The organism is Massilia sp. CFBP9026, assembly GCF_034045165.1.
GTDB classification, from domain to species: Bacteria; Pseudomonadota; Gammaproteobacteria; order Burkholderiales; family Burkholderiaceae_D; genus Telluria; species Telluria arenae.
In genome coordinates, this window is sequence record NZ_JAXCWH010000001.1 from 576,312 (window position 1) to 601,786 (window position 25,475).

Below are 25,475 nucleotides of genomic sequence, written 5' to 3' on the forward strand. Positions count from 1 at the left end.
ATCAGCGCGCCACGATCAGGCGCAGCCCCAGTCCGATGAACACCGCGCCCGCGATCCGGTCCAGCCACATGCCGGCCGTGGGCGTGCGGTTGAGCCACTGGCCGATCGTGCCCGAAAAATAGCCGAGCGCGCCGAAGATGACGGCCGCCTGCAGGGTGAACACGATGCCCAGCAGGCCGATCTGGAGGTTGGCGTCGCCGCGCGCGGCCACCACGAACTGCGGCAGGAAAGACAGGAAGAACAGCACCACCTTTGGATTGATGGCCGCGGCCACCAGTCCTTTCACGAACAGCCGTCCGGCGGGTTCGTCGGATGCGCCGGCCGTCGCCACGCGCGCGCCGCCGCGGCTCCTGATCGCGCCCCATCCCATCCAGATCAGGTACAGGCCGCCCACCACCTTGAGCGCGGTGAAGGCCGCCGGCGAGGCCGCGATCAGCGCGCTGACGCCGATCACCGCCAGCACGGTATGGCTGATGCAGCCGAAAGCGCAGCCGAGCCCGAAGGCGATGCCGCGCACGCGGCCCTTGGCGATGCCGGTGCTGAGCACCATCAGGTTGTCGGGTCCGGGGGAGAGGGTGACCAGGATGGCGGCGGCGAGAAAGCCGAAGAGTTGTTCGGGCGAGAGCATGGGGACGTGGAAAAGAAAACGGACGAACAGCTTAACGCATGTTCGCCCGCAGATGTCAGCTCGGCAGAGCCGGCCTCAGAGCCTTACGACTTCTTGCAGCTCAGTTCCTTGGCCTTGGCGCCCCACTTGATGGTGACCTTGCCCTGGTGTTCCTTGAATTCCTCGCTGCGGTTGCCATAGGCGATGCCGCTGGCGGTTCGTTCGCCGCGCAGCAGCACGTTTTCCTTGTTGCGCGCCGCGACCATCGAGGCCGGCGTGGTATCGAAGAAGGTGGCGCTGATCTTGCTGCCGTCGCTGCAGGTGAAGGCGACCGGGCCGGTGGTCTTGACCAGCTTGTAGCTCGACTGCAGCTGCAGCATGCGGGTGCCGTAGGCGTTGTTGATACAGCCGTTCATATCCTTGGACTCGGCACACGCCTTGACGCTGTCCCACCACTTGGTGTGCTGTTCCTGCAGTTCCTTGCTGGGGCCCGCGTCGAGTTTTTCGAGTGCGGCGCGGTACAGCGCAAAGACCAGGCCTTCGGATTCTGCCGAGCCGGGATGCTGGCAGACCTTGGCTTCGGCGCTGCCGATGCCGCGTGCGCAAAAGCCCGGCATCGAGACTGCCTGGGCGCCCAGCGGCAGGGCCAGGACGGCGGCGGCGATGAGTAGTCGTTTCATGGTGTGCTCCTTGTTATGCAATGGTGGTGGTGGCGATGCGGCGTCATGCGCAAGCGCCGGTTTATAGATTCAAATTTTTATGGTGTGATCTTCGCCAGGTCCAGCTCGATCCATGTCGGCGCATGGTCGCTCGGCTTTTCGCGGCCGCGCACGAACTTGTCGACCCCGGCGTCCTTCAGCGCCGGCTGTAGCCTGGGGCTGAGCAGCAGGTGGTCGATGCGGATGCCGGCGTCGCGCCCGAAGGCGTTGCGGAAGTAATCCCAGAAGGTGTAGATGGTCTCGTCCGGGTGGATGGCGCGCAGCGAATCGAGCCAGCCCTGTTCGATCAGGCGTTCGAAGGCGGCGCGGGTCTCGGGACGGAACAGGGCGTCGTCGACCCAGCGCTCCGGCTTGTAGACGTCGCGCTCGGTGGGGATGACGTTGAAGTCCCCCGCCAGCACCGCGGGGATGCCCTGCGCCAGCAACTCCTGGCCGCGCAGGCGCAGGCGCTCCATCCAGGCCAGCTTGTAGTCGAACTTGGGGCCGGGGGCCGGATTCCCGTTCGGCAGGTACAGCCCGGCGATCAGGATGCCTTTGTAGACGGCCTCGATGTAGCGGCTTTGTTCGTCGGTCTCGTCGCCCGGCAGGCCGCGCTGGACCTCTTGCGCCGGCTCGCGCGTGAGGATCGCCACGCCGTTCCAGCTTTTCTGGCCGTGCCACAGCGCGTGGTAGCCGGCGTCCTGGATCGCCTGCAGCGGGAATTTGTCTTGCGGGGCCTTGAGCTCCTGCAGGCAGACGACGTCGGGCGCTCGCTCGCCGAGGTACTGGACGAGGGCGTCCAGCCGGCTGTTGATGCTGTTGACATTGTAGGTTACGACGAGCATGGCTTCTCCGATCGGGTTGAGGTAATTATGACAACAATTTGCGGCGCGAGGCGCACGGGTCGCCCCCTTGTTGCGCCGCTATATGAGTTTTTCGACATTTTCTTATGGCAAATTAGTCGTTTTTCGATATAAGCGTTTGTTCTATAGTCGAAGGAATCGCAATCGTCACCGTTATCGTAGCCGGAGCATCAATGATCACTCGCCGTCACCTCATCCTGAGCACCTTCGCCCTGGGCGCCTCCTTGTCCGCCGGCCTCGCGCAAGCCGACCAGCTGGCCGACATCAAGCAAAAGGGCCAGATCGTGTTCGGCGTGCTCGGCACCGATGAACCGAACAGCTTCATCGACCCGAAATCGCGCCAGCTGGTGGGCTACGAGATCGACATCGCCAATGCGGTGGCCAGGAAGCTGGGCGTCAAGCCGGTGTTCAAGCAGATTTCGGTGGCCGCCCGCATTCCCGAGCTGCAGCAGGGCCACGTCGACATCCTGGCCGCTTCGCTCACCCACAACAAGGAGCGCGAATCGCAGGTGGACTTCGCGCTGACCCACTTCGTGACCGGTTCCAAGGTCATGGTGCGCGCGGCCAGCGGCATCACCGGCTTGCCCCAGCTGGCCGGCAAGAAGGTGCTGACCGTGCGCGGCGGCACCCAGGAAACGAATATCCGCAAGGCGGTGCCGAACGTCGAGGTGGTGACCTTCGAAAATACCCAGCAAGCCTTCCAGGCGCTGCGCCAGGGGAAGGGCGTCGCCTACGTCAACGACGAATCCTCGCTGCTGTCCGACTACGGCAAGCTGGGCCAGGCCGCCAAGGGCTTCACCATCCTGGCGCCGTCGATCGGCAACGAACCGCTCGCGCTCGGCCTGCGCAAGGGCGAGAAGGGCCTGAAGGCCGTGATCGACCAGACCCTGCGCGAGCTGGAAAGCAGCGGCGCCGCCGAGCAGCTGTTCAATAAATGGTATGGCCCCGGCACCCGCACCAACCTGGCCAAGCGCAGCTTCAAGATCCACACCGATCAGATCTGAGTCTGGTCTTGTTCTTCGATCCGACCATCCTGCAGTCCGGCGAGTACCACGACTGGCTGGTGCAGGGCTTCTTCCTGTCGATCCAGCTGACCGTCATCAGCTTCGCCTTCGCGCTGCCCTTCGGCGCGCTGGTGGCGGTGATGCGCACCTCGACCTTCGCGCCGCTGCGCGCACTGGGCGCGACCGTCGTCGAGGCGATCCGCAACGTGCCGCTGCTGGCGCACCTGCTGTTCTGGTACTTCGCCTTTCCCGAGCTGCTGCCGGAAGGCGCGCGCGAAGTCCTGTACGCGAACAACCCCGAAGTGATCTGCGCCGTCATCGCCCTCTCTCTGTACGCCGGCGTGCACATGGCCGAGGACATCCGCAGCGGCATCCGCGCCATCCCGGCGACCCAGCTCGAGGCCGCGCGCTCGCTGGGCCTGGGCCGGGTGGCCGCAGTGCGCCTGGTGCTGCTGCCGCAGGCGCTGCGCGCCTCGGTGCCGCCGCTGCTGTCGCAGACCGTCAACCTGTGGAAGGACACCAGCGTGGCCACCGTCATCGGCGCCGCCGAACTGATGTACCAGGCCGCGCGCGTGGAAACGGCCAGCTTTCGCAGCCTGGAGGCGTTCACCTTCGCCACGCTGGCCTACCTGACGGTCTCGCTCGTGATCTCGCTGCTGGCGCACCTGTTCCAGCGCCGTTATCCGGTACGGACGACCTGAGAGGCGACGCATGCTCGAACTGATCGATACCTACTGGCTGTACTTCCTGGTCGGCCAATATCCCGAAGGGCCGCTGGGCGGCCTGGTGCTGACCATCCTGCTGTCCGGCGCGGCGCTGGTGCTGGCGATGCCGCTCGGCCTGCTGCTCGGCATCGCCCGCGTCAGCCCGTATCGCGCCATCAGCCTGCCGGTGGCCGGCCTGGTGCAGGTGGTGCGCGCCGTGCCGCTGCTGCTGGTGCTGTTCTGGGTGTACTTCTTCCTGCCCGCCGTCACCGGCGTCAAGACTTCGCAGGCGACCACGATGCTGATGGTGCTGGTGGTGTTCGACAGCGTCTACCTGGCCGAGATCGTGGCCGCCGGCATGCGCGCGCTGCCCAAGGGGCAGCTGGAAAGCGCCCGTTCGCTGGGGCTCGGCTACGGGGCCGCGCTGCGCCACGTGGTGCTGCCGCAGACCCTGCGCCATGGCCTGCCGTCGATCGTCAACCAGCTGGTCTCGACCATCAAGGCGACCTCGCTAGGCTACATCATCGGCCTGTCCGAAGTTTCGTTCATCGCCACCCAGATCAATACCCTGGTGTTCACCCGGGCGGTCGAGGTCTACCTGATCCTGGCGCTGACCTATTTCATCCTGTGTTTCGGCCTGTCCCGCCTGGCCTTCCTGCTCGAGCGGCGCCTGCAACGGCGCGCTGTGCAAGCGTCATGAAAGTGCATCAACGATGATCGTTCTCGATAAAGTCAATAAATACTATGGCGACTACCACGCGCTGGTGGACATCACCGAGCGCGTCGACAACAACGAGGTGCTGGTGGTGTGCGGGCCTTCCGGTTCCGGCAAGTCGACCCTGATCCGCACCCTCAACCGGCTCGAGGAAATCGACGCCGGCCGCATCGAGATCGACGGCCGCGACATTCACGCCAAAGGCTTCGATGTCAACGCGCTGCGCGCCGGCATCGGTTTCGTGTTCCAGAGTTTCAACCTGTTCCCGCACCTGACGGTGCTGGAGAACTGCATGCTGGCGCCGGTGAAGTTGAAACGCGCGACGAAGGCCGAGGCGCGCGACTACGCCATGCAGCTGCTCGAGCGGGTCGGCCTGGCGCACAAGGCCGACGCCTATCCGAACGCGCTGTCGGGCGGCCAGCAGCAGCGGGTGGCGATCGCGCGGGCGCTGGCCATGCGGCCGCCGATCATGCTCTTCGACGAGCCGACCAGCGCGCTCGACCCCGAAATGGTGGGCGAGGTGCTGCAGGTGATGCGCTCGCTGGCGGGCGAGGGCATGACCATGGTCTGCGTGACCCACGAGATGGGATTCGCGCGCGACGTCGCCGACCGGATCTGGTTCATGGCCGAGGGGAAGATCCTGGAGAAGGCCACGCCGCAGGAGTTCTTCGCCCATCCGCAGCATCCGCGCGCACAGCAGTTCCTGGCCGACCGCCGCCGCGACTAGCTGTCGCTTATGATGAAGGCCTCGGCTATCATCCTAGGACGGCAGCATGGCGCACCAGACCATCCTCGAATTTTCGACCAGCGGGCGCGGCACCCGCGACATCACGCGCGACGTCGCCGCGGTGGTCGCGGCGTCGACGCTGCAATGTGGCCTGGTCCACGTCTTCGTCCAGCACACCAGCTGCTCGCTGCTGCTCACCGAGAATGCCGACAGCGACGTCCGGCGCGACCTGGAAACCATTATCTCTCGCCTGGCGCCGGACGGCGACCCGGCCTACCGCCACGACGCCGAAGGACCGGACGATATGTCGGCCCATGGCCGCACCATGCTGACCGACACCGCGCTGACGATTCCGGTCGGGGCAGGGCGCATGCTGCTGGGTACCTGGCAGGGCATCTACCTGTGGGAACACCGCACCGCGCCGCACCGGCGGCGGGTGGTCGTCACGGTGCTGGGCGGCTGAAGGCGTATGCACATCATGATGGGTGCATGGAATCCGCTCCCGGCGTAGATCGGGGCTGCGACTTCTGGTAGTGTGAGGCGCTAGAGCTCTTCCACCTCCAGCCCGGGAATCCCACATGCACGCCGCCTCCAGCCGTCGCCGCACCCTCCTGACTCTCCTGGCGCTGTGCGCCGAACTGGTCCTGCTCGCGCGCGAGCATCTGCATGGCGGCGTGGTGGCGCATCACCTGCTGGCCAATCCCGACCTTCCGGCAGTCTCCAACTGGTGGGGCCTGCTGCTGGTGCCGCTGCTGACCTGGTGGACCGTCGGCAGGATCGATCGTCGCGCGCGACTTGCCGCCAGCGGCGGGTCCTCGCTCAAGCCGGCGCCCATCATCGCTTTCCTGTGCGCGCTGGCCTATGGCGCCACGCTGGCGGCGCTGTTCGCGGCCGGCAGCCCGCTGGTCGATTACATTTTCTTTGGCCTGCTGGCGCTGGCCCTCGTGGTGCGCCTGTGGCATGCCGAGTATCTGCTGGGTTTCGTGCTGGCCATGAGCTTGGTGGCCGGCCCAATTCTGCCGGCCATGTTCGGGGCGGTCATCGCGCTGCTTTCCTGGCTGGTGCATACGGCGGCGCGCGCGCTGTGGCGCAGGCTGCGTCCCGGTCTGGCCTGAAAGGTCCGCCTGTCATGGGCCATCCCTTCCTGCTGTTCGCCGCGATCTTCCTGATCCTCTCCATCGTGCTGTATGCCGCGCCGGGGCGTAAGCTTCTCAATTTCGTGCACTACCCGGCGGCGCGGGACCAGGTTGCGCGCCTGAACCGCTACGCAGCGCTGCGCGTAATGCTGCCGGCCCTCGTCAACCTCGGCTGCGCCTGGGTCGTGGCCGGGCGTCCGGGCCTGATGGTGCCGATGATCTTCCTGACGCCGTTGTCGGTGCTGGGCGTGGTGGTCTGGATCGCGGCTGGGGCCAGGCGCTTCGGCGCCTGACCACCGTCCAGGCGCGATTGCAAGACCCAGGGCAAACTTTCCAGGACGTTCCGTGTGGCCGGGTGCGCCGCTTTGTTTCTATAATTGGCTGCCAGCCGGCGTGTTGTCGGCCAGATTACGCCACCTCCGACCACCCATGACGTCCAGCACCGCCACCCTCGACGAAGAAGCGCGCCTCGCCGTCCTCGATTCCTACGGCATCCTCGACACGCCGCCCGAGCGCTCGTTCGACGACGTCGTGCGCCTGGTCAGCCAGCTGCTGTCGGCGCCGATCGCCGCGGTCAACCTGATCGCGCGCGGGCGCCAGTGGTTCAAGTCCGAGATCGGCCTGGGCACGCGCGAGATGCCGCTGGACGACTCGATCTGCCGCTTCGCGCTGCTCGAGGAGCAGCAGTTGATCGTGCCCGATACGCGCGAGGATCCGCGTTTCAGGTGCAATCCGCTGGTGACGAAGGATTCCGGCTTGCGCTTCTATGCCGGAGCCCTGCTCAAGACGCGCGACGGCGTGCCGCTCGGCACCTTGTGCGTGCTGGACGACAAGCCGCGGCCGCAGGGCTTGAGCGAGCAGGAACAGTTCGTGCTGGCCACCCTGGCGCACCAGATCATGAGCCAGATCGAGCTGCGCAAGGCGATGGCCGAGCAGGACGCCCTGATCGCCGCGTTGCGCGAGGCCGACCAGCGCAAGGACGAATTCCTCGCCATGCTCGCCCACGAGCTGCGCAATCCACTGGCGCCGATCGTCTCGGCCGCCACCATGCTGTCCAACTTCAACCTCGATCCCGCCATGGTGCAGCGCGCCAGCGAGATCGTGGCGCGCCAGGCCGGCCACATGACGTCGTTGATCGACGACCTGCTGGACGTCTCGCGCGTCACCCGCGGCAAGGTGGAACTCGAGCTGCGCGAACTTGACTTCAAGGACGTCATCGCCGACGCCATCGAGCAGGTGCGGCCGCTGATCGAGAAGCACCGGCACCGCCTGACACTGGACTTGCCGCCGGCGCGCGCCGTCGTCGTCGGCGACCGCAAGCGCTTGGTGCAGGTCATGACCAACCTGCTCAGCAACGCCGCCAAATATACCCTCGAAGGCGGACGCATCGCGGTGCGCCTGACCACCGATGGCGCTGCGCTCGGCCTCGAGATCCGCGACGACGGCATCGGGATGTCGCCCGAGCTGATCGCCAGCGCCTTTGACCTGTTCGCGCAAGGCGCGCGCGGCCTGGACCGCAGCCAGGGTGGTCTCGGCATCGGGCTGGCGCTGGTGCGCAGCCTGCTCAAGCTGCACGGCGGCGCGGTCAGCGCCAGCAGCGATGGCCCCGGACAGGGCAGCACCTTCCATGTCAGCCTGCCGTTGTCGACGCGCGCGCAGATCGAGCGGCGCGCGCGTGACCGCAACGCGCCGCAGGGCAAGCTGCCGGCGCTGCGCATCGGCGTGGTCGACGACAACGAGGACGCGGCGGTCACCTTGTCGCTGCTGCTCGAAACCCTGGGTCATACGGTGCTGGTGGCCCATTCCGCGCGCGAGGCCTTGAGCGCGCTGCCGGCCTTCGGGCCGGACGTCTGCCTGCTCGACATCGGCCTGCCCGAGATGAACGGCTACGAGCTGGCCGCCGCGCTGCGCAAGAAGCCCGGGGCGTCGGGGGCGATCCTGATCGCGGTGACGGGTTATGCGCAGGAGAAGGACCGGGCGCTGGCGCTGGCGGCGGGCTTCCACGACCTGTTCGCCAAGCCGGTCGACCTCGACGTGCTGGGCGCCGCACTGGTGCAGATCGAAAGCCGGCGCGCGGCCTGAAGGCGAGGTTGCGCCGCGGCGCTGGCGTGCGCCGACGTCGTGGTCCGGCAGGCAGAATCTGTCCCATCATGAGCAGTCGAGAAAGGACGGAATAATGACGCAGCGCTATCAACCCCTCACACGTCTCGGCCTGGGCGGCACCGGCCTGGGCGATATGTACCACCACACGAGCGAAGAGGCGGCGCAAGCCACCGTCGATGCCGCCTGGGACGCCGGCATCCGCTATTTCGACACCGCGCCGCACTACGGCGCCGGCCTGTCCGAGCACCGTTTCGGCCAGGCGCTGCGGCGCCGTCCGCGCGATGAGTACACGCTGTCGTCCAAGGCCGGCCGTATCCTGGCGCCGAGCGCGACACCCGAGATTGCCGCCCCCTTCGTGGGTGGCCTGCCGTTCCGGCGCATCACCGACTACACGGCCGACGGCGCGCGCCGCTCGATCGAGGACAGCCTGCAGCGCATGGCGCTGTCGCACATCGACATCGTCTACGTGCACGACCTGTCGCCGGACCGTTTCAGCCAGGCCGAGTACGAGCACTACTACGCCATCGCGGCCGGGCGCGGCGGCGCCTTCGAGGGACTGGTGCAGCTGCGCGAGGAGGGCGTGATCAAGGGTTGGGGACTGGGCGTGAACACGGTCGACCCGTGCCTGCGCGCGCTGCGCGATTCGGATCCCGACATCTTCCTGCTGGCCGGCCGTTACACGCTGATGGAAACCACGCCATTGGACGAACTGTTCCCACTGTGCGAAGAGCGCGGCGCGAAGGTGGTGCTGGGCGGGCCGTTCAACTCCGGCTTCCTGGCGGGCGGCCCGAACTACGACTATGGCCCGGCCGATGAAGACAAAATCGCGCAGCGCGAGCGCCTGCGCCAGGTGGCGGCGGGCCACGGCGTCGACCTGCCGGCGGCGGCGCTGCAGTTCGGCCTCGCGCATCCGGTGGTGGCGGCCACCATCCCCGGCGCCAGCAGCGTGGCCCACCTGCAGCGCAATGCAGCATTGATGGACATCGTCATCCCGCCGGCGTTCTGGCAAGAACTCCAGGCCGAGGGCCTGCTCGCCGGTGCCGCGCCGCTACCGCAAGGCAAACCGGCATTGTAGGCGGCAACTGCCGGCCGCGCCGTGCCGTGCATACTCGTTGAACCGCAACTCTTTCGAGTTGCGGTCTGTCCTGGACAGAACGGTGCTACCGTCCTTTCAATAAAGTCTCATACCTTAATTCTCAGAAGACATATTTCCCCTGGAAGTTTTTCGTCGAGCAATGAAGCCAATGGCAGCAATGCCGAACAGAGCCATGCTGCCTGGCTCCGGCACATCGAATTCGTGGTATGAGTCAAGTGTCACCGTACCGGTAAACAGGGAAGCGGTTTCCCATCCGTCGCCATTAAAAAACATGGCGCTTGTGCCGAACAAAAATCCCGGCAGGGCATCGGATCGACCATTTGTAATGGCAAACGTTTGTCCCAGACGGGACTCCATATCCGAAAAGCCAGCCGCCGCCCAGATAGATAGGTCCACGCCGTAGAAAATATCTCCGCAAATAATAAAATCAGGAACAGCTAGCGGATTGCTGCTAACGTATCCGTTTTCGGCAAGCCAACCACCCAGTCCCTCGAACTCGACCAGGCTCGGAGTCAGCTCGCCTTCATTGTTGAAGGCAGCAGCCTGCAAGATCCCGTTGCCAACGGTTGGATTGGAATGGGTTTGGAAGATATCCGTTACAATTTTGTTATTGACTATGCCAGGCATGACGAATTGGACGCCATCATGAACGTCAGTAACTGTTTCTTGATATGTTGGTACAGTTCCGTCGTTATTTGTGATAACTACGCCATTCGAGGTCATGGTCGCTGTCATCGTATCGCCCACCGGCAGTCTTTGCTTTACATGAATAGCAGGGTTGGCGCGACTGAACCCCGAACTGTTCGGCGGGTTGATCAATTTGGCAGTGATATAACTAGCCGATGCACTTGTGGAGTAAAACAGCATCGCCAAGATGATCAATTGGAAATTTTTCGCAACCTTTCGGACTGATTTCATCGGTTTCTCCAGATAGGGAACGCACTTCCAATTTAATGGAGAGATGTCGATGTCGCTTGACGTTTCTCAGCACATAGAGAATTCCGTTGTGGAAATTAATTCCTAATAATTGACGACACTCGGTGAGGAGGTGAGGTTGGGAATGGTCGAAGTCGAATGCATTGTCTTGCATTCGACCTGAGTGTGACAGCACTGTGTTCGACAGTACTGAAGAGCAGTGGCGCTGCTAGACTTCGCTTAAAGGCGACCTGCAACTGCGCCGTCAGAACACTTCGTCGGCGCCCAGGTAGCGCCATTGTCCCTCGGGCAGGTTGCCCAGCTTGACCTTGCCGATGCGCACGCGCTTGAGGCCCACGACCTTCAGCCCGACCATATCGCACATGCGCCGGATCTGGCGCTTCTTGCCTTCGCGCAGGGTAAAGCTCAACTGGTCGTCGTTCTGCCAGCGCACCTTCGCCGGCAACAGCGGTTTGCCGTCCATCCACAGGCCGTGGTTGAGTTTTTTCAGGTCGCTCTCGGGCAGCTTGCCCGGCTTGGTGTACTGCACCCGCACCAGGTATTCCTTGTCGACCGAGGTGGTCTCGCCGATCAGGTGCTTGGCGATGCGGCCGTCCTGCGACAGCACCAGCAGGCCCACCGAATCGATGTCCAGGCGTCCGCACGGCACCAGGCTGCGCAACTGGGTAGGGTGGAACTGTTCCGGCGCCGGATCGTCCGCCCAGCGGTTCTCGGGCTTGATCAGGGCGATCGCCGGCGTGTAGCCATCCTCGGCCTGACCGCTGACGTAGCCGACCGGCTTGTTGATCAGGATGGTCACGCGTTTCGACTGTTCGGCCGCGGCCTGGCGCTCGACCGTGATGCGCTGGGTCGGCAGCACTTTGCTGCCCAGTTCCGAGACGACCTTGCCGTCCACCCGCACCCAGCCGCGGGCGATCCATTCATCGGCTTCGCGGCGCGAGCACAGGCCGAGTTCGGACATACGTTTGGAGAGGCGGAGCGGTTCGGTCATCGGTAAAACTTTACTGTAAAAGGAGGTGAGTCAAACTTTAAGGGCTAGACCTTCAGTGCATCAAGCAAATCGGTCTCGAGCTGCACCTGGGTGCGTGGATTGTTCAGGGCCGGGCCGTCGATCAGGAACACGTCCTCGACGCGTTCGCCCAGGGTCATGATCTTGGCCGTGTGCAGGTTGAGCCGGTAGCGCGCCAGCACGCTGGCGATCGCGTACAACAGGCCCATGCGGTCGTTGGCGGCGATCGACAGCACGTGGAACTGGCCGCGCTCGTCCGGCCGCAGTTCGACCGTCGGCGTGATCGGGAAGGTGCGCGCCACGCGCGACAGGCGTCCGCGCACCAGCGCCGGCAGCGGCTCCTGCGACAGCAGCTGGGAGCACAGCTCGTGCTCGATCAGGCTGATGATGTCGCGGTAGCTGCCGGCGAAGTTCTCGTCCGCCACCAGGAAGCTGTCCAGCGCATAGCCGTGGCGCGTGGTGTGGATCTTGGCGTCCAGGATGCTGAAGTTCTTGCGGTCGAAGTAGCTGCAGATGCGCGCGAACAGGTCGGGCTGGTCTTTCACATAGACCGCCACCTGCAGGCCTTCGCCGATCGGCGCCAGCCGCGCCCGCACCACGGGTTTGTCGGCGTCGACCTTGTCGACCAGCGCGCGCGTCTGCCAGGCGATGTCGGAGGCGTCGTGACGCAGGAAGTAGGCCACGTCGAGCTGCTTCCACAGCGCTTCGTGGGCATTGGCGTCCAGGCCGAACAGGCGCAGGGTAGCCAGCGCTTCCTTCTGGCGCGTGCGCAGCTCGCGGTCGGCCGAATGCGGCTCGCCGCCCAGCACGCGCAGGGTGACCTTGTACAGGTCTTCCAGCAGCTTGGCCTTCCAGGCGTTCCACACCTTGGGACTGGTGCCGCGGATGTCGGCCACCGTCAGCAGGTACAGCGCGGTCAGGTGACGCTCGTCCTTCACCACGGCGGCGAAGGCCTGGATCACGTCGGGGTCGGACAGGTCCTGCTTCTGCGCCACGGTCGACATGGTCAGGTGCTGCTCGACCAGGAATACCACCAGTTCGGTGTCTTCCTCGCTGATGCCGTGCTCGCGGCAGAAGCCGCGCGCATCGTCCATCCCGAGCTTGGAATGGTCGCCGCCGCGGCCCTTGGCGATGTCGTGGAACAGGGCTGCCACGTACAGCAGCCAGCGGTCGTGGAAGTCGGCGATCAGCTGGCTGCAGAACGGGTATTCGTGCGCGTGTTCCGGCATCGTGAAGCGGCGCAGGTTGCGGACCACCATCATGATGTGCTGGTCCACGGTGTACACGTGGAACAGGTCGTGCTGCATCTGGCCGACGATCTTGCGGAAGGCCGGCAGGTAGCGGCCCAGGATGCCGAATTCGTTCATGCGGCGCAGCGCGTGCACCAGGCCGCGCGGCGCCTGCAGCACGCGCAGGAACAGCGCCTTGTTGCCAGGGTCGGCGCGGAAGGCCTCGTCGATGAAAGTGCGCGCATGCCACAGCGCGCGGGTGGCGCGCGCCGTCATGCCCTTCAGTTCGCGGCGCTCGGTCATCGCCACGAACAGCTCGAGGATGGCGGAGGGGTGCTTCTCGAAGGTGTCGTCGGCCACGACGTCGATCAGGCTGCCCACCTGGGTGAAGTGGGCGCTGATCGGGATGGCCACCGACGGCTGCGGGAACAGTTGGGCCTCGATGTTCTGCAGCAAAATCGTATTCAACTGGGTCACGGTCTTGGCCGCCCAGTAGTAGCGTTGCATCAAAAATTCGCTGGCGCGGCGCGCATCAGGACCTTCGCCGCTGGCGGTCAGGCCCAGGGTGCCGGCGATCGCGGTCTGGACGTCGAACACCAGCCGGTCTTCGCGCCGTTTCGTATGCAGGTGCAGGCGGATGCGGATGTCCTTGAAGGCGCTTTCCTTTTCCAGCAGCTGGCGCGCTTCCATGCGCGTGATCAGGCCGCGCGTGGCGAGCTGGCCGAAGGTGTCGGCCAGGCCCGCGGCCTTGGCCACCCACAGGATCACCTGCAGGTCGCGCAGCGCGCCGGGGCTTTCCTTGACGTTCGGCTCGAGCGCGAAGGCGGTGTATTCGTGCTTGGCGTGGCGCAGCCGCATCTCGGCGGTCTTGGCCTGGAAGAAGGCCTGCGGATCGAGGGCGTCGCGGTAGCGCCGCTGCAGCTCCTCGAACAGCGGCGCGCTGCCGGTGACCAGGCGCGCTTCCAGCAGGCTCGTTTGCACGGTGATGTCGGCGGCCGATTCGCTCAGGCACTCGTCCACGGTGCGGATGCTGTGGCCGATCTCCAGGCCCAGGTCCCACAGCAGCTGGACCAGGCCTTCCAGGCGCGCCTGGGTGATGGCGTCGGCCGGCTGTCCCAGCAGGATCAACAGGTCGACGTCGGAATAGGGGAACAGTTCGCCGCGCCCGTAGCCGCCCACGCCCACCAGCGCGGTGTGCTCCGGCAGGCCGGCGGCCTGCCAGGCATCGAGCAGCACGCCGTCGACCACCTGGCGCAGGCTGCGCAGGAGTTTTTCGGGCTTGCCGTCTTCCTGGAAGGCCTGGAATACCAGCTGGCGTTCGGCTTTCAGGCGCTGGCGCAGCGTGGTGCGGGCGGTGTCGAGCAGGGCGGCCTGTCCCATGGGCTTTCCTTTAAGCCGCGGCCAGGGCCGGCACCGCGCCCGGGTTCAGCAGCGGCAGCACGATGGCGGGCGGCGGCGGGCTGCCGGCCGACATGGTCAGCACCTCGACCCCGGTCTCGGTGACCAGCACCGTGTGCTCCCATTGGGCCGACAGGCTGCGGTCTTTCGTTTTGATGGTCCAGCCGTCCGGCATTTCCTTGATGTCGCGGCGGCCGGCGTTGATCATCGGCTCGATGGTGAAGATCATGCCCGGCTTGAGTTCCTCAAGGGTGCCGGGGCGGCCGTAGTGCAGCACCTGCGGCTCTTCGTGGAACACGCGGCCCACGCCGTGACCGCAGAATTCGCGCACCACGCTGTAGCCGGCTTTTTCTGCATGCTGCTGGATCGCGTGGCCGATGTCGCCCAGGTGCTTGCCCGGCTTGACGGCGGCGATGCCCAGCCACATGCATTCGAAGGTGATCTCGGACAGGCGGCGCGCCATGATCGACGGCTCGCCGACCAGGTACATGCGGCTGTTGTCGCCGTGGTAGCCGTCCTTGGTGATCGGGGTGATGTCGATATTGAGCGCATCGCCCGATTTCAGCACGCGGTCGCCCGGGATGCCATGGCAGATCACGTCGTTGAGCGAGGCGCAGATCGAGCCGGGGAAGGGCGGGTAGCCGGGCGGGGCGTAGTTCAGGGTCGCCGGGGTCGTGCCCTGGACGTTGACCATGTACTCATACGCCAGGCGGTCGAGTTCGCCGGTGGTGACGCCGGGCTTCACGAATGGGGTGATATAGTCGAGCACTTCCGAGCCGAGGCGGCAGGCGACGCGCATGCCTTCGATTTCTTCGGGAGTTTTGGGAGTGGAGGCCATAGGGGATTCTTATCCTGCGGTAGTCGATGCACTGAGTGTGCAATAAGGGTCCATTATAGAGGAAACATTCCTTCCTCAGGGTCGCTGCGGCCGCCAGCTCCACGTCACGCTTGAATAAAACGGCAAATCCCGCTAGAATCTCGGGTTGCTCGGATTCGCATTGAGCAATGTTGTAAAAACTGTACCTTTAATTTATTGAAATCGCGAATGTGGCCCTAAAAGGGTGCCTGACTGGTGACTGGCCACATTCAAGACCCAACCCTGGAGAATTACATGTCCGTTACTATGCGTGAAATGCTGGAAGCCGGTATCCACTTCGGCCACCAGACCCGTTTCTGGAACCCAAAGATGGCGCCGTTCATCTTCGGTCATCGCAACAAGATCCACATCATCAACCTGGAAAAAACCATGGCGATGTACCAGGATGCGATGAAAACCATCAAGCAGATCTCGGCCAACCGCGGCACCATCCTGATGGTCGGCACCAAGCGTCAAGCACGCGACATCATCGCCGCTGAAGCTCAGCGCGCTGGCGTGCCTTACGTCGACCAGCGCTGGCTGGGCGGCATGCTGACCAACTTCAAGACCATCAAGACCTCGATCAAGCGCCTGAAAGACATGGAAGCCCAGGTCGAAGACGGTTCGGTCGAGAAGATGTCGAAGAAAGAAGCGCTGCTGTTCTCGCGCGAAATGGAAAAGCTGCAGAAGTCGATCGGCGGCATCAAGGACCTGGGCGGCGTGCCTGACGCGATCTTCGTCGTCGACGTCGGCTACCACAAGGGCACCATCACCGAAGCCGGCAAGCTGGGCATCCCGGTCATCGGCATCGTCGATACCAACCACTCGCCAGAAGGCGTGACCCACGTCATCCCAGGCAACGACGACTCGTCGAAAGCGATCACCCTGTACGCACGCGGCGTCGCCGATGCGATCCTGGAAGGCCGCGCCAACGCCACCAACGAAGTCGTTGAAATGGTCAAGGCTGGCGGCGACGACTTCGTCGAAGTTTCCGAGCAGGCATAAGTGACGGCGGGTCCTTGACCCGCTGGCACATCTAAGGGGGCGCCGCACACGAGCCCCCCTTTTTTTAAGCTGAATACCTGTGGGGCGTTTTATAACGACCTGCAACCCGGATAAAACATTTAGGAGAAATCAACATGGCAGCGATTACTGCAGCGATGGTAGGCGAACTGCGCGCGAAGACCGACGCGCCAATGATGGAATGCAAAAAAGCACTGACCGAAGCCGACGGCGACATGGGTCGTGCTGAAGAAATCCTGCGCGTCAAGCTGGGCGGCAAGGCATCGAAGGCATCGGCACGCATCACCGCCGAAGGCGTCGTGGCTACCTACATCTCCGGCAACGTCGGCGCGCTGGTCGAAGTCAACAGCGAAACCGACTTCGTCGCCAAGAACGAAGAATTCCTGGCCATGGTCAACCTGGCTGCCAAGCTGGTCGCCGAGAACAACCCGGCTGACGTCGCTGCCCTGGCAGCACTGCCGCACGACGGCAAGACCTTCGACGACGTGCGTACCAGCCTGATCGGCAAGATCGGCGAGAACATGACCGTGCGTCGCTTCCAGCGTTTCGAAACCACCGGCAAGCTGGCTTCGTACCTGCACGGCACCCGTATCGGCGTCATCGTCGACTTCGACGGCGCGGACGAGCAAGTCGGCAAGGACCTGGCCATGCACATCGCTGCAATGAAGCCAGTCGCTCTGTCGTCGGAGCAAGTGCCTGCTGAAATGATCGAAAAAGAGCGTTCGGTCGCCGAACTGAAGGCCAAGGAAGACGCTGAAAAAGCTGTCGCCGAAGGCAAGCAGCCGCAATCGGACGAAATCGTCGCCAAGCGTATCGACGGTTCGGTGCAGAAGTACCTGAAAGAAGTGTCGCTGCTGAACCAGGCATTCGTGAAGAACGACAAGCAGTCGATCGAGCAATACCTGAAAGCATCGAACACCAGCGTCAAGGCATTCACCATGTACGTGGTGGGCGAGGGCATCGAGAAGAAGGTCGACGACTTCGCAGCAGAAGTTGCAGCCCAGATGGCTGCAAACAAGCAGTAATCAAAAGAACGGGCCGCAAGGTCCGTTTTTTTAAGGTGGGATCGTTTGTGTGTTGCGGCCATGAAGTATTTCTTGGCTGCACGGCGAACTGGGGTTCCCGCCGTCGCGGGAACGACGTTCATGGGGTGCGGGCCGAAGAAGGCTCCACAGTCCGCACCTTCCGCACGTCGTTCCCGCGCAGGCGGGAACCTAAGTTCGATGCACACCGTAGCGCCTCACGCGCAGCGCCCGCCTTACAATGCCATCGCCCTCGAGGCAGATGAGATCGCAGCCCACGGGCCGCGATCGGACCCGAATTCGCACCATCGAAACATCACATTAGGAGCCGCTTCATCATGTCAAAACCAGCCTACCAACGAGTCCTCCTGAAACTGTCCGGCGAAGCGCTGATGGGCGACGACCCGTTCGGCATCAACCGCGCCACCATCGAGCGCATGGTGGCCGACGTGGCGGAAGTGGCGAAGCTGGGCGTGCAGGTGGCGGTCGTGATTGGCGGCGGCAACATCTTCCGCGGCGTCGCCCCTGGCGCCCAGGGCATGGACCGCGCCACCGCCGACTACATGGGCATGCTGGCCACCGTCATGAACGCGCTGGCCCTGGCCGACGCCATGCGCCACGTCGGCATCACCGCCCGCGTCATGTCGGCGATCGGCATCGAGCAGGTGGTCGAGCCGTATGTGCGCCCGAAAGCGCTGCAATACCTGGAAGAAGGTAAAGTGGTCGTGTTCGCCGCCGGCACCGGCAACCCGTTCTTCACCACCGACACCGCGGCCGCCCTGCGCGGCGCCGAGATCTCGGCCGAGATCGTCCTGAAGGCCACCAAGGTCGATGGCGTCTACAGCGCCGACCCAAAGAAAGACCCGCACGCGACGCGTTACGAAAGCATCACGTTCGACGAAGCGATCGCCAAGCACCTGCAAGTGATGGACGCCACCGCCTTCGCCCTGTGCCGCGACCAGAAACTGCCGATCAAGGTGTTCTCCATCGTCAAACCCGGCGCGCTCACCCGCGTGATCATGGGCGAAGACGAAGGTACACTGGTACACGTTTAAATATTTACTGAACAACAAGGAGAGCAGCATGTCCCTGGCTGACGTCAAAAAGAACGCGCAAGAGCGCATGATCAAGTCCATCGAGACCCTGAAAGCCGACCTGGCCAAGGTCCGCACCGGCCGCGCCCACACCGGCATCCTCGACCACGTGCTGGTCGACTACTACGGCAGCCCGACCGCGCTGCCGATGGTCGCCAACCTGACCCTGGTCGACGCGCGCACCATCGGCGTCCAGCCGTTCGAAAAGAAAATGGCCGCGACCATCGAAAAAGCGATCCGCGACGCCGACCTGGGCCTGAACCCATCGTCGCAGGGCGACATGATCCGCGTGCCGACCCCGCCGCTGACCGAAGAGCGCCGCAAAGAAATGGTCAAGCTGACCAAGTCGGAAGGCGAAGATGCGAAGATTGCCGTGCGCAATATCCGCCGCGATGCCAACGAAGCGCTCAAGAAAATGGTCAAAGACAAGACCGCGTCGGAAGACGACGAGCGCCGCGCCTCGGACGAAATCCAGAAGCTGACCGACAAGGCCGTGGCCGACATCGACAAGCTGCTGGGTGAAAAAGAGAAAGAAATCCTGACGGTGTAAGGTCTGGCTCAACGGCTTTCTTGCGGACCGGCCCCGGCAACTTGCCGCGGCCGGTCCGCCTACCTTATGATTGTCCAATTCTGATTGGCCATATGCGCACCGCCGGACGGGAGTCCGGGCGCAGCACTGCTGGATACAAGATGTTCAAAAGTTCGACCACCGCCGTTCCCGAGACGCCCGCCGTGCCGCGCCACGTCGCCATCATCATGGATGGCAATGGCCGTTGGGCCACCAAACGCCTGCTGCCGCGCGTCGCCGGCCACGTCAAGGGCGTGGAAGCCGTACGCGGCATCGTCGAAGCCTGCGTGCTGCGCGGGGTCGAGTACCTGACCCTGTTCGCGTTCTCGTCCGAGAACTGGCGCCGCCCGGCCGACGAGGTTTCGCTGCTGATGCGCCTGTTCGTGACGGCGCTCGAGCGCGAAGTCTCGAAGATGCACGCCAATAATATTCGCCTGAAAGTCGTGGGCGACCTGAGCCGCTTCGACGCCAAGCTGCAGGAGATGATCGCCAATGCCGAGCGCCGCACCGCCGGCAATACCCGCCTGACCGTCACCGTGTGCGCCAACTATGGCGGCCGCTGGGATATCATGCAGGCAACGGGGAAGATGGTGCAGGCCAACCCCGGCGTGACCGAATTTACGGAGGAAATGCTGGCTCCGCACCTGGCGATGGCGTATGCGCCCGAACCCGACCTGTTCATCCGGACCGGCGGCGAGGAACGCATCTCCAATTTCCTGTTGTGGCAGCTGGCGTATGCCGAACTGCATTTCACAAGCACCTTCTGGCCCGATTTCACGCCCGAGGCGCTGGATGAGGCCATCGCCTCGTTCCAGGCGCGCGAACGGCGCTTCGGCCAGACCAGCGCCCAAGTAGCGAAGAAGACCAACTGATGCTCAAGACCCGGATCGTCACCGCGCTCGTCCTGCTGGCAGTCCTGCTGCCGGTGTTGTACTCCAATAACCCCACGGCGTTCGCGGTGGTCGCTTCGGTGTTCTTCGGAGCGGCGATCTGGGAGTGTTTCCGCCTGTTCAATCCGGGCGCGAAGAGCGCGGTGGCGATCGCGGCGGCCTGGACCATCGCCTTCGCCTATGCCTTCTTCATGCGCGAGCAGGGCGATCCGACCTTCTGGTTCGCCATCGGCGCGCTGCTGTGGGCGTTGCGCTTCGCGCCCACGCTCAAGCTCGGCCTGCCGCCGCTGGCCAGCACGCCGAACACGCTGCTCAGTCTGCTGTACGCGATTTCGCTGGTGGCCTGCTTCGCCGCCATCGTCATGCTGTTCCAGTACTCGGCCCTGTTCCTGCTGTCGGTGCTCGTCATCGTCTGGTCGGCCGACATCTTCGCCTATGTGTGCGGCAAGACCTTCGGCAAGAACAAACTGGCGCCGTCGATCTCGCCCGGCAAGTCGTGGGAAGGCGCCATCGGCGGCGGCATCGTGACCGTGCTGCTGGCATCAACCACCGTCCTGTTCGGCGGCGAGGCCCTCGCCAATACCTTCGCGGTGCGCGTGCAGGCCAGCTTCGGCTGGGCCGGCATGCTCGGCGTCATCGCCCTCATCGTCGTCGCCAGCGTGGTCGGCGACCTGTTCGAATCCCAGCTCAAGCGTCGCGCCGGCATGAAGGACAGCAGCAATCTGCTGCCTGGCCACGGCGGCGTGCTGGACCGGATCGACGCACTCGTGCCGGTCCTGCCGCTGGCGGCCCTGATCGCCACCCGGCTCTAGAAGGAAGTCTCCATGCAAGGCATTACCATCCTTGGCGCCACCGGTTCGATCGGCGCCTCGACCCTCGACGTGGTGGCGCGCCATCCAGGCCGCTACCGCGTCTACGCCCTCAGCGCGCATTCGCGCGTGGAAGAACTGGCCGCGGCCTGCCGCCAGTTCCGCCCGCAGCGCGCCGTGGTCGGCAGCCCTGAAGCCGCCGCGCAGCTCGCGGCCCTGATCGCCGACCTGCCGACCAGTGTCGAATATGGCGAGCAGGCGCTGTGCGATATCGCCTCCAGCGCCGACACCGACATCGTGATGGCCGCCATCGTCGGCGCCGCGGGCCTCGCGCCGACGCTCGCCGCGGCCCGCGCCGGCAAGAAGATCCTGCTGGCCAATAAGGAAGCGCTGGTGATGTCGGGCCAGCTGTTCATGGATGCCGTGCGCGAGCACAAGGCGACCCTGCTGCCGGTCGACAGCGAACACAATGCGATCTTCCAGTCGCTGCCGTCCTCGTATGCGCGGGTTCCAGCCGCCTCGGGCGTGGCAAAGATCCTCCTGACCGCATCCGGCGGCCCGTTCCTGAACCGCGCCGTCGAGACGCTCGACAGCGTGACCCCCGATGAAGCCTGCAAGCACCCGAACTGGGTCATGGGCCGCAAGATCTCGGTCGATTCCGCCACCATGATGAACAAGGGCCTGGAAGTGATCGAGGCCCACTGGCTGTTCGGCGCGCCGGCCGACCAGATCGAAGTCGTGATCCATCCGCAGAGCGTGATCCATTCGATGGTCTCGTATGTGGACGGCTCGGTGCTGGCGCAGTTGGGCAATCCCGATATGCGCACGCCGATCGCCAATGCGCTGGCCTATCCGGAGCGGATCGACTCGGGCGTGGCCCAGCTCGACCTGACGCAGATGGCCGGGCTGCAGTTCTTCGCGCCCGACTTCGAGCGCTTCCCTTGCCTGGCACTCGCTTTTGACGCGCTGCGCGCGGGCGGCACCGCCCCGGCCCTGCTCAACGCGGCCAACGAGGTGGCGGTGCAGGCCTTCCTCGAGCGCCGCATCGGTTTCCGCGACATCGACCGCGTGATTCGCCACGCGCTCGACGTCGTGCCGCACGGCCCGGCCCCGTCGATCGAGGCGGTGCTGGCCCAGGACGCGCGCGCGCGCGCGGCCGCCGACGACGCCGTATCGAACCTCGCTTCAGGCTTGCAGCGCTGATCCCACGGAGCGCACCATGACCATGCTTTACACCGTGCTGGCCTTCGTGCTGGCGCTCGGTCCCCTGATCGTGATCCACGAACTGGGCCACTACCTGGTCGCGCGCGCCTGCGGCGTCAAGGTGCTGCGCTTCTCGGTCGGAATGGGCCGCGTGGTCTGGTCGCGCCGCTTCGGCAAGGACCAGACCGAATGGGCGGTATCCATGCTGCCGCTGGGCGGCTACGTCAAGATGCTCGATGCGCGCGACCCCGAAACCGCGCCGACCAGCGACGCCGACCTGGATCGCGAATTCACGCGCCAGAACGTCTGGAAGCGGATCGCCATCGTGGCCGCCGGCCCGCTGGCCAACTTCCTGCTCGCGATCGGCCTGATGGCCGCGCTGTATATGCATGGCGTGGACGAGCCTTCGGCGCGCCTGCGCGAGGCGCCGGCGGCATCCGAGGCGGCAAAAGCCGGCGTGCGTGGCGGCGATACCGTGGTGGCGGTGAACGGCAACGGGGTACGTTCGTGGACCGAGCTGCGCTGGCAGGTCTTGCAGGCGGCGGTCGACAAATCCGACGCGCGCCTCGAACTGCGCAGCGCCAACGGCGGCACTTATGGCGCGACCTTGCCTGCGGCCGTGGTCGGCCGGCTCGACGTCGAGACCGACGTGATGGCCGAACTGGGCCTGGACCTGTGGCGCCCGCAGCCGCGCATCGAGAAGGTGATCGCGGATGGGGCAGGGCAGCGCGCCGGCCTGCAGGACGGCGACCTGGTGCTGCGCGCCGGCGGCCAGCCCGTCGTCGATGGCATCGCCTTCATCGAGGCCGTGCGCGCATCTGCAGGCAAGCCGATGGCGATCGAGGTCGAGCGGGGCGGACGCCCCGTGGCGCTGACCCTGACCCCGGAGCCGGATGCGAATGGCCGCGGCGTGATCAAGGCCATGGTGGCCCAGGCCCCGGAGATGGTGACCGTGAGTTCGGGCCCGTTCGAGGCGATCGCGCGCGGCGCGGAGCGCACCTGGGACACCAGCGTGATGACCCTCAAGATGATCTGGAAGATGATTACCGGGGAAGCGTCGTGGAAGAATGTGACCGGTCCCATTACCATCGCCGATTATGCCGGACAGACTGCAAGAATAGGTCTCGTAAGCTATTTACAGTTCATCGCCTTTATTAGTATCAGCTTAGGAGTAATGAATTTGTTACCAATTCCAGTTCTGGATGGTGGCCATTTACTGTATTATTCGCTGGAAGTTTTGACCGGGCGTCCCCTTCCTGCGCGCGTCGGAGAGTTCGCGCAGCGCGCCGGGGTCGGCCTGCTGTTCATGCTGATGGCGCTCGCCGTCTTCAATGACCTGGTGCGGCTGCTTTAGCGGCCCGCATGCGCTCCCGGAATCGGGCGTGCAATTCCCGGCACAGAATAATATGCAATCGTTGTCCAAATGACTGACCCTTTGATCCAGCCAATGAAATCACAACCAGATCGTTTTGCCCTGCCGTTCATTCGTCGCAGCTTGATCGGCGCGGCCGTGCTGACCCTGTGCGCAAGCAATGCGCTGGCCGCCAACCCGTTCGTCGTCAAGGATATCCGGGTCGAAGGCATCCAGCGGACCGAAGCAGGCACCGTGTTCAGCTATCTGCCGGTGCGCGTGGGCGAGACCTTCGACGACGCCAAGGCCTCGAGCGCGATCAAGGCACTGTACGCCACCGGCTTCTTCAAGGACATCCGCCTTGAGGAAGAAAATGGCGTGCTGGTGGTGCTGGTCGAGGAACGCCCGGCGATTTCCTCGGTCGATTTCACCGGCACCAAGGAATTCGAAAAAGACATGCTGGTCAAGGCGCTGTCCGAGATCGGCGTGGCCCAGACCCGCATCTTCGACAAGGCTTCGGTCGACCGCGCCGAACAGGAGCTCAAGCGCCAGTACCTGTCGCATGGCCTGTACGGCGTCAAGATCACCACCACCGTGACCCCGATCGAGCGCAACCGCGTGACGGTCATGTTCAATATCGACGAGGGTGATGTCGCCAAGATCAAGGGCATCAACATCATCGGCAACAAGGCCTTTTCCGACAAGCAGCTGCGCCAGTTGCTCGAACTGCGCCCGTCGGGCTGGTTCACCTGGTACTCGAAGGCCGACCAGTATTCCAAGCAAAAGCTGACCGGCGACCTGGAGACCATCAAGTCCTGGTACCTGAACCACGGTTACCTCGAAGCCAACGTCGAATCGACCCAGGTCTCGATCACCCCGGATAAACGCGACATCTACCTGACCCTCAACATCACCGAGGGCGAGCAGTACACCGTCTCGAGCGTCAAGCTCGAGGGCGAGATGTTCGGCCGCGAGGAAGAGCTCAAGGAGTTGATCGTGCTCCAGCCGGGCAAGACCTATGTCGGCGACCTGCAGGAAGCGACCAACAAGTTCATCGCCGACCGCCTGGGCACCTACGGCTACGCCTTCGCCAACGTGACGGCCAACCCGGAACTCGACCGCGAGAAACGCGAAGTCGCGTTTACCTTCTTCGTCGATCCGGGGAAGCGCGCCTATGTGCGCCACATGAACATCTCGGGCAACACGGTCACCCGCGACGAAGTCATCCGCCGCGAATTCCGCCAGTTCGAAAGCTCGTGGTACGACGCCAACCGCGTCAAGCTGTCGCGCGACCGTGTCGACCGACTCGGCTACTTCAAGGACGTGAAGGTCGAGACGCCGGAGTCGCCAGGCACCTCGGACCAGGTCGACGTGAACATCGCGGTCGAAGAAAAACCGACCGGTAACTTCATGATCGGCGGCGCCTTCTCGCAGTCCGAGAAGTTCACCTTCACTGCGTCGATCTCGCAGGCCAACTTCGCCGGCAGCGGCAACACGGTCGGCATCGAGCTGAACACCAGCAAGTACAACCGCACGATCGCGTTCTCGCAGACCAACCCGTACTTCACGGATGACGGCATCTCGCGCGCCTTCTCGCTGTACCTGCGCACCTCGCGTCCGCCGGCGCTGAACATCGGTTCCTACACCGTCAAGCAGATGGGCGGCAACCTGACCTTCGGCGTGCCGTTCTCCGAATCCGACACCGTCTACTTCGGCGCCGGACTCGAACGCACCGAGCTGGAAACCGACCAGACCTCGCCGACGGTCTACCAGACCTTCGTGCGCCAGAATGGCGGCCCGGCCAGCGGCATCGGCAAGGCCACCACCAATGCGATCCCGCTGACCGCGGCCTGGGGCCGCGACACCCGCGACAGCGCGGTGACCCCGACCCGCGGCCGCTTCCAGCGCGCCAACTTCGAGATCGACGCCATCGGCGACGCCAAGTACTACCGGATGGTGTACGAGCATCAGTGGTGGAAGCCGCTGACCCGCTGGATGACGCTGGCCCTGCGCGGCGAGTTCGATTACGGCAAGGGCATCGGCGGCAGCGCCTACCCGGTGTTCAAGAACTTCTACGCGGGCGGCATCGGTTCGGTGCGCGGCTACGAGAGTTCGTCGCTGGGTGTGGTCGATCCGCGTTACTACGATGCGATCGGCGGCTCCAAGCGCATCATCGGCAACGCCGAGCTGCAGTTCCCGTTCCCGGGCAGCGGCACCGACCGCAGCCTGCGCTGGTTCACCTTCGTCGATGGCGGCCAGGTGTTCCAGGAAGACGCGAAGATCCGTTTCGACGAGTTCCGCTACTCGGCCGGTATCGGCCTGTCCTGGATTTCCCCGGTCGGTCCGCTCAAGTTGAGTTATGCTAAGCCGCTGAATTCGCTGCCGGGCGACCGCCTGGAGCGCTTCCAGTTCCAGATGGGTACCGGCTTCTAAG

The 25,475-nt window shown here is 64.4% G+C and carries 25 protein-coding genes; 18 read left to right on the forward strand and 7 right to left on the reverse strand.

Translation table 11 applies throughout. The features are described 5' to 3' along the window. Position 1 precedes the first annotated feature (1 nt). From SOM28_RS02430 to xth, 3 genes are all read right to left on the reverse strand, one after another. Entirely contained in the window at positions 2–628 is a 627-nt protein-coding gene (locus SOM28_RS02430; RefSeq protein ID WP_320467065.1) for a LysE family translocator, read from the reverse strand. Positions 629–711: 83 nt separating this feature from the next. Continuing rightward, positions 712–1,287 carry an MliC family protein gene (locus tag SOM28_RS02435; RefSeq protein ID WP_320467066.1) on the reverse strand — a complete coding sequence of 192 codons (576 nt, stop codon included), beginning with the start codon at positions 1,285–1,287 and terminating at the stop codon, positions 712–714. 77 nt (positions 1,288–1,364) lie between these two features. Continuing rightward, positions 1,365–2,150 (reverse strand): exodeoxyribonuclease III, encoded by a 786-nt coding sequence (xth, locus tag SOM28_RS02440; protein ID WP_123070942.1) that lies wholly within the window; start codon positions 2,148–2,150, stop codon positions 1,365–1,367. A 191-nt stretch (positions 2,151–2,341) separates the two neighbouring features. On the opposite strand from xth, the gene SOM28_RS02445 reads away from it, so the two are divergent. The 9 genes from SOM28_RS02445 (at position 2,342) to SOM28_RS02485 (ending at position 9,632) form a co-directional block, all read left to right on the forward strand. Beyond that, complete coding sequence (locus SOM28_RS02445) at positions 2,342–3,172, forward strand: ABC transporter substrate-binding protein (protein WP_320467067.1); 831 nt, start codon at positions 2,342–2,344, stop codon at positions 3,170–3,172. Positions 3,173–3,180: 8 nt separating this feature from the next. Next, positions 3,181–3,873, forward strand: coding sequence for an amino acid ABC transporter permease (locus SOM28_RS02450; RefSeq protein ID WP_320467068.1), 693 nt, complete (start codon positions 3,181–3,183; stop codon positions 3,871–3,873). Positions 3,874–3,883: 10 nt separating this feature from the next. Beyond that, positions 3,884–4,576 (forward strand): amino acid ABC transporter permease, encoded by a 693-nt coding sequence (locus SOM28_RS02455; RefSeq protein ID WP_123070940.1) that lies wholly within the window; start codon positions 3,884–3,886, stop codon positions 4,574–4,576. Between the two features lie 13 nt (positions 4,577–4,589). Next, positions 4,590–5,318, forward strand: a complete 729-nt coding sequence (locus tag SOM28_RS02460; protein WP_320467069.1) for an amino acid ABC transporter ATP-binding protein — start codon at positions 4,590–4,592, stop codon at positions 5,316–5,318. Positions 5,319–5,364: 46 nt separating this feature from the next. Further along, positions 5,365–5,781 carry a secondary thiamine-phosphate synthase enzyme YjbQ gene (locus SOM28_RS02465; RefSeq protein WP_123071759.1) on the forward strand — a complete coding sequence of 139 codons (417 nt, stop codon included), beginning with the start codon at positions 5,365–5,367 and terminating at the stop codon, positions 5,779–5,781. A gap of 115 nt (positions 5,782–5,896) precedes the next feature. After that, positions 5,897–6,433, forward strand: coding sequence for a hypothetical protein (locus SOM28_RS02470; protein WP_123071758.1), 537 nt, complete (start codon positions 5,897–5,899; stop codon positions 6,431–6,433). 14 nt (positions 6,434–6,447) lie between these two features. Further along, the gene (locus SOM28_RS02475; RefSeq protein WP_320467070.1) at positions 6,448–6,747 is read left to right on the forward strand and encodes a hypothetical protein; all 300 of its coding nucleotides are present in this window, start codon (positions 6,448–6,450) and stop codon (positions 6,745–6,747) included. Between the two features lie 136 nt (positions 6,748–6,883). After that, on the forward strand, positions 6,884–8,536 hold the full coding sequence (locus SOM28_RS02480) for a hybrid sensor histidine kinase/response regulator (RefSeq protein ID WP_320467071.1): 1,653 nt from the start codon (positions 6,884–6,886) through the stop codon (positions 8,534–8,536). A gap of 94 nt (positions 8,537–8,630) precedes the next feature. Continuing rightward, the gene (locus SOM28_RS02485) at positions 8,631–9,632 is read left to right on the forward strand and encodes an aldo/keto reductase (protein ID WP_320467072.1); all 1,002 of its coding nucleotides are present in this window, start codon (positions 8,631–8,633) and stop codon (positions 9,630–9,632) included. Between the two features lie 114 nt (positions 9,633–9,746). Here the strand turns inward: SOM28_RS02485 and SOM28_RS02490 are convergent, their stop codons facing one another. The 4 genes from SOM28_RS02490 to map all read right to left on the reverse strand — a co-directional run bounded on the left by SOM28_RS02490 (position 9,747) and on the right by map (position 15,063). Beyond that, positions 9,747–10,571, reverse strand: a complete 825-nt coding sequence (locus SOM28_RS02490) for a PEP-CTERM sorting domain-containing protein (RefSeq protein ID WP_320467073.1) — start codon at positions 10,569–10,571, stop codon at positions 9,747–9,749. Between the two features lie 262 nt (positions 10,572–10,833). Then, on the reverse strand, positions 10,834–11,580 hold the full coding sequence (locus tag SOM28_RS02495) for a pseudouridine synthase (RefSeq protein ID WP_320467074.1): 747 nt from the start codon (positions 11,578–11,580) through the stop codon (positions 10,834–10,836). Between the two features lie 44 nt (positions 11,581–11,624). After that, positions 11,625–14,207, reverse strand: coding sequence for a [protein-PII] uridylyltransferase (locus tag SOM28_RS02500; RefSeq protein ID WP_320467075.1), 2,583 nt, complete (start codon positions 14,205–14,207; stop codon positions 11,625–11,627). Positions 14,208–14,217: 10 nt separating this feature from the next. After that, the gene (map, locus tag SOM28_RS02505; protein ID WP_123068828.1) at positions 14,218–15,063 is read right to left on the reverse strand and encodes a type I methionyl aminopeptidase; all 846 of its coding nucleotides are present in this window, start codon (positions 15,061–15,063) and stop codon (positions 14,218–14,220) included. A gap of 273 nt (positions 15,064–15,336) precedes the next feature. On the opposite strand from map, the gene rpsB reads away from it, so the two are divergent. The 9 genes from rpsB (at position 15,337) to bamA (ending at position 25,474) form a co-directional block, all read left to right on the forward strand. Next, positions 15,337–16,086 carry a 30S ribosomal protein S2 gene (rpsB, locus tag SOM28_RS02510; protein ID WP_005667508.1) on the forward strand — a complete coding sequence of 250 codons (750 nt, stop codon included), beginning with the start codon at positions 15,337–15,339 and terminating at the stop codon, positions 16,084–16,086. Positions 16,087–16,220: 134 nt separating this feature from the next. Further along, positions 16,221–17,129 (forward strand): translation elongation factor Ts, encoded by a 909-nt coding sequence (gene tsf / locus SOM28_RS02515; RefSeq protein WP_320467076.1) that lies wholly within the window; start codon positions 16,221–16,223, stop codon positions 17,127–17,129. Positions 17,130–17,464: 335 nt separating this feature from the next. Continuing rightward, on the forward strand, positions 17,465–18,181 hold the full coding sequence (gene pyrH, locus SOM28_RS02520; protein WP_123070380.1) for a UMP kinase: 717 nt from the start codon (positions 17,465–17,467) through the stop codon (positions 18,179–18,181). A 28-nt stretch (positions 18,182–18,209) separates the two neighbouring features. Then, a complete protein-coding gene (gene frr, locus SOM28_RS02525; protein ID WP_123070381.1) occupies positions 18,210–18,770 on the forward strand; it encodes a ribosome recycling factor in 561 nt (186 codons plus the stop codon). Between the two features lie 140 nt (positions 18,771–18,910). Beyond that, complete coding sequence (uppS, locus tag SOM28_RS02530) at positions 18,911–19,660, forward strand: polyprenyl diphosphate synthase (RefSeq protein WP_123070382.1); 750 nt, start codon at positions 18,911–18,913, stop codon at positions 19,658–19,660. Further along, positions 19,660–20,490, forward strand: coding sequence for a phosphatidate cytidylyltransferase (locus tag SOM28_RS02535; RefSeq protein WP_320467077.1), 831 nt, complete (start codon positions 19,660–19,662; stop codon positions 20,488–20,490). Before uppS ends, SOM28_RS02535 begins: the two co-directional genes overlap by 1 nt. 12 nt (positions 20,491–20,502) lie before the next feature. After that, positions 20,503–21,690, forward strand: coding sequence for a 1-deoxy-D-xylulose-5-phosphate reductoisomerase (gene ispC, locus SOM28_RS02540; protein WP_320467078.1), 1,188 nt, complete (start codon positions 20,503–20,505; stop codon positions 21,688–21,690). Positions 21,691–21,706: 16 nt separating this feature from the next. Beyond that, positions 21,707–23,044: an RIP metalloprotease RseP gene (gene rseP, locus SOM28_RS02545; RefSeq protein WP_320467079.1), complete on the forward strand. Its 1,338-nt coding sequence runs from the start codon at positions 21,707–21,709 to the stop codon at positions 23,042–23,044. Positions 23,045–23,137: 93 nt separating this feature from the next. Continuing rightward, positions 23,138–25,474 carry an outer membrane protein assembly factor BamA gene (gene bamA, locus SOM28_RS02550; RefSeq protein ID WP_123070386.1) on the forward strand — a complete coding sequence of 779 codons (2,337 nt, stop codon included), beginning with the start codon at positions 23,138–23,140 and terminating at the stop codon, positions 25,472–25,474. The last annotated feature ends 1 nt before the right edge of the window (position 25,475 follow it).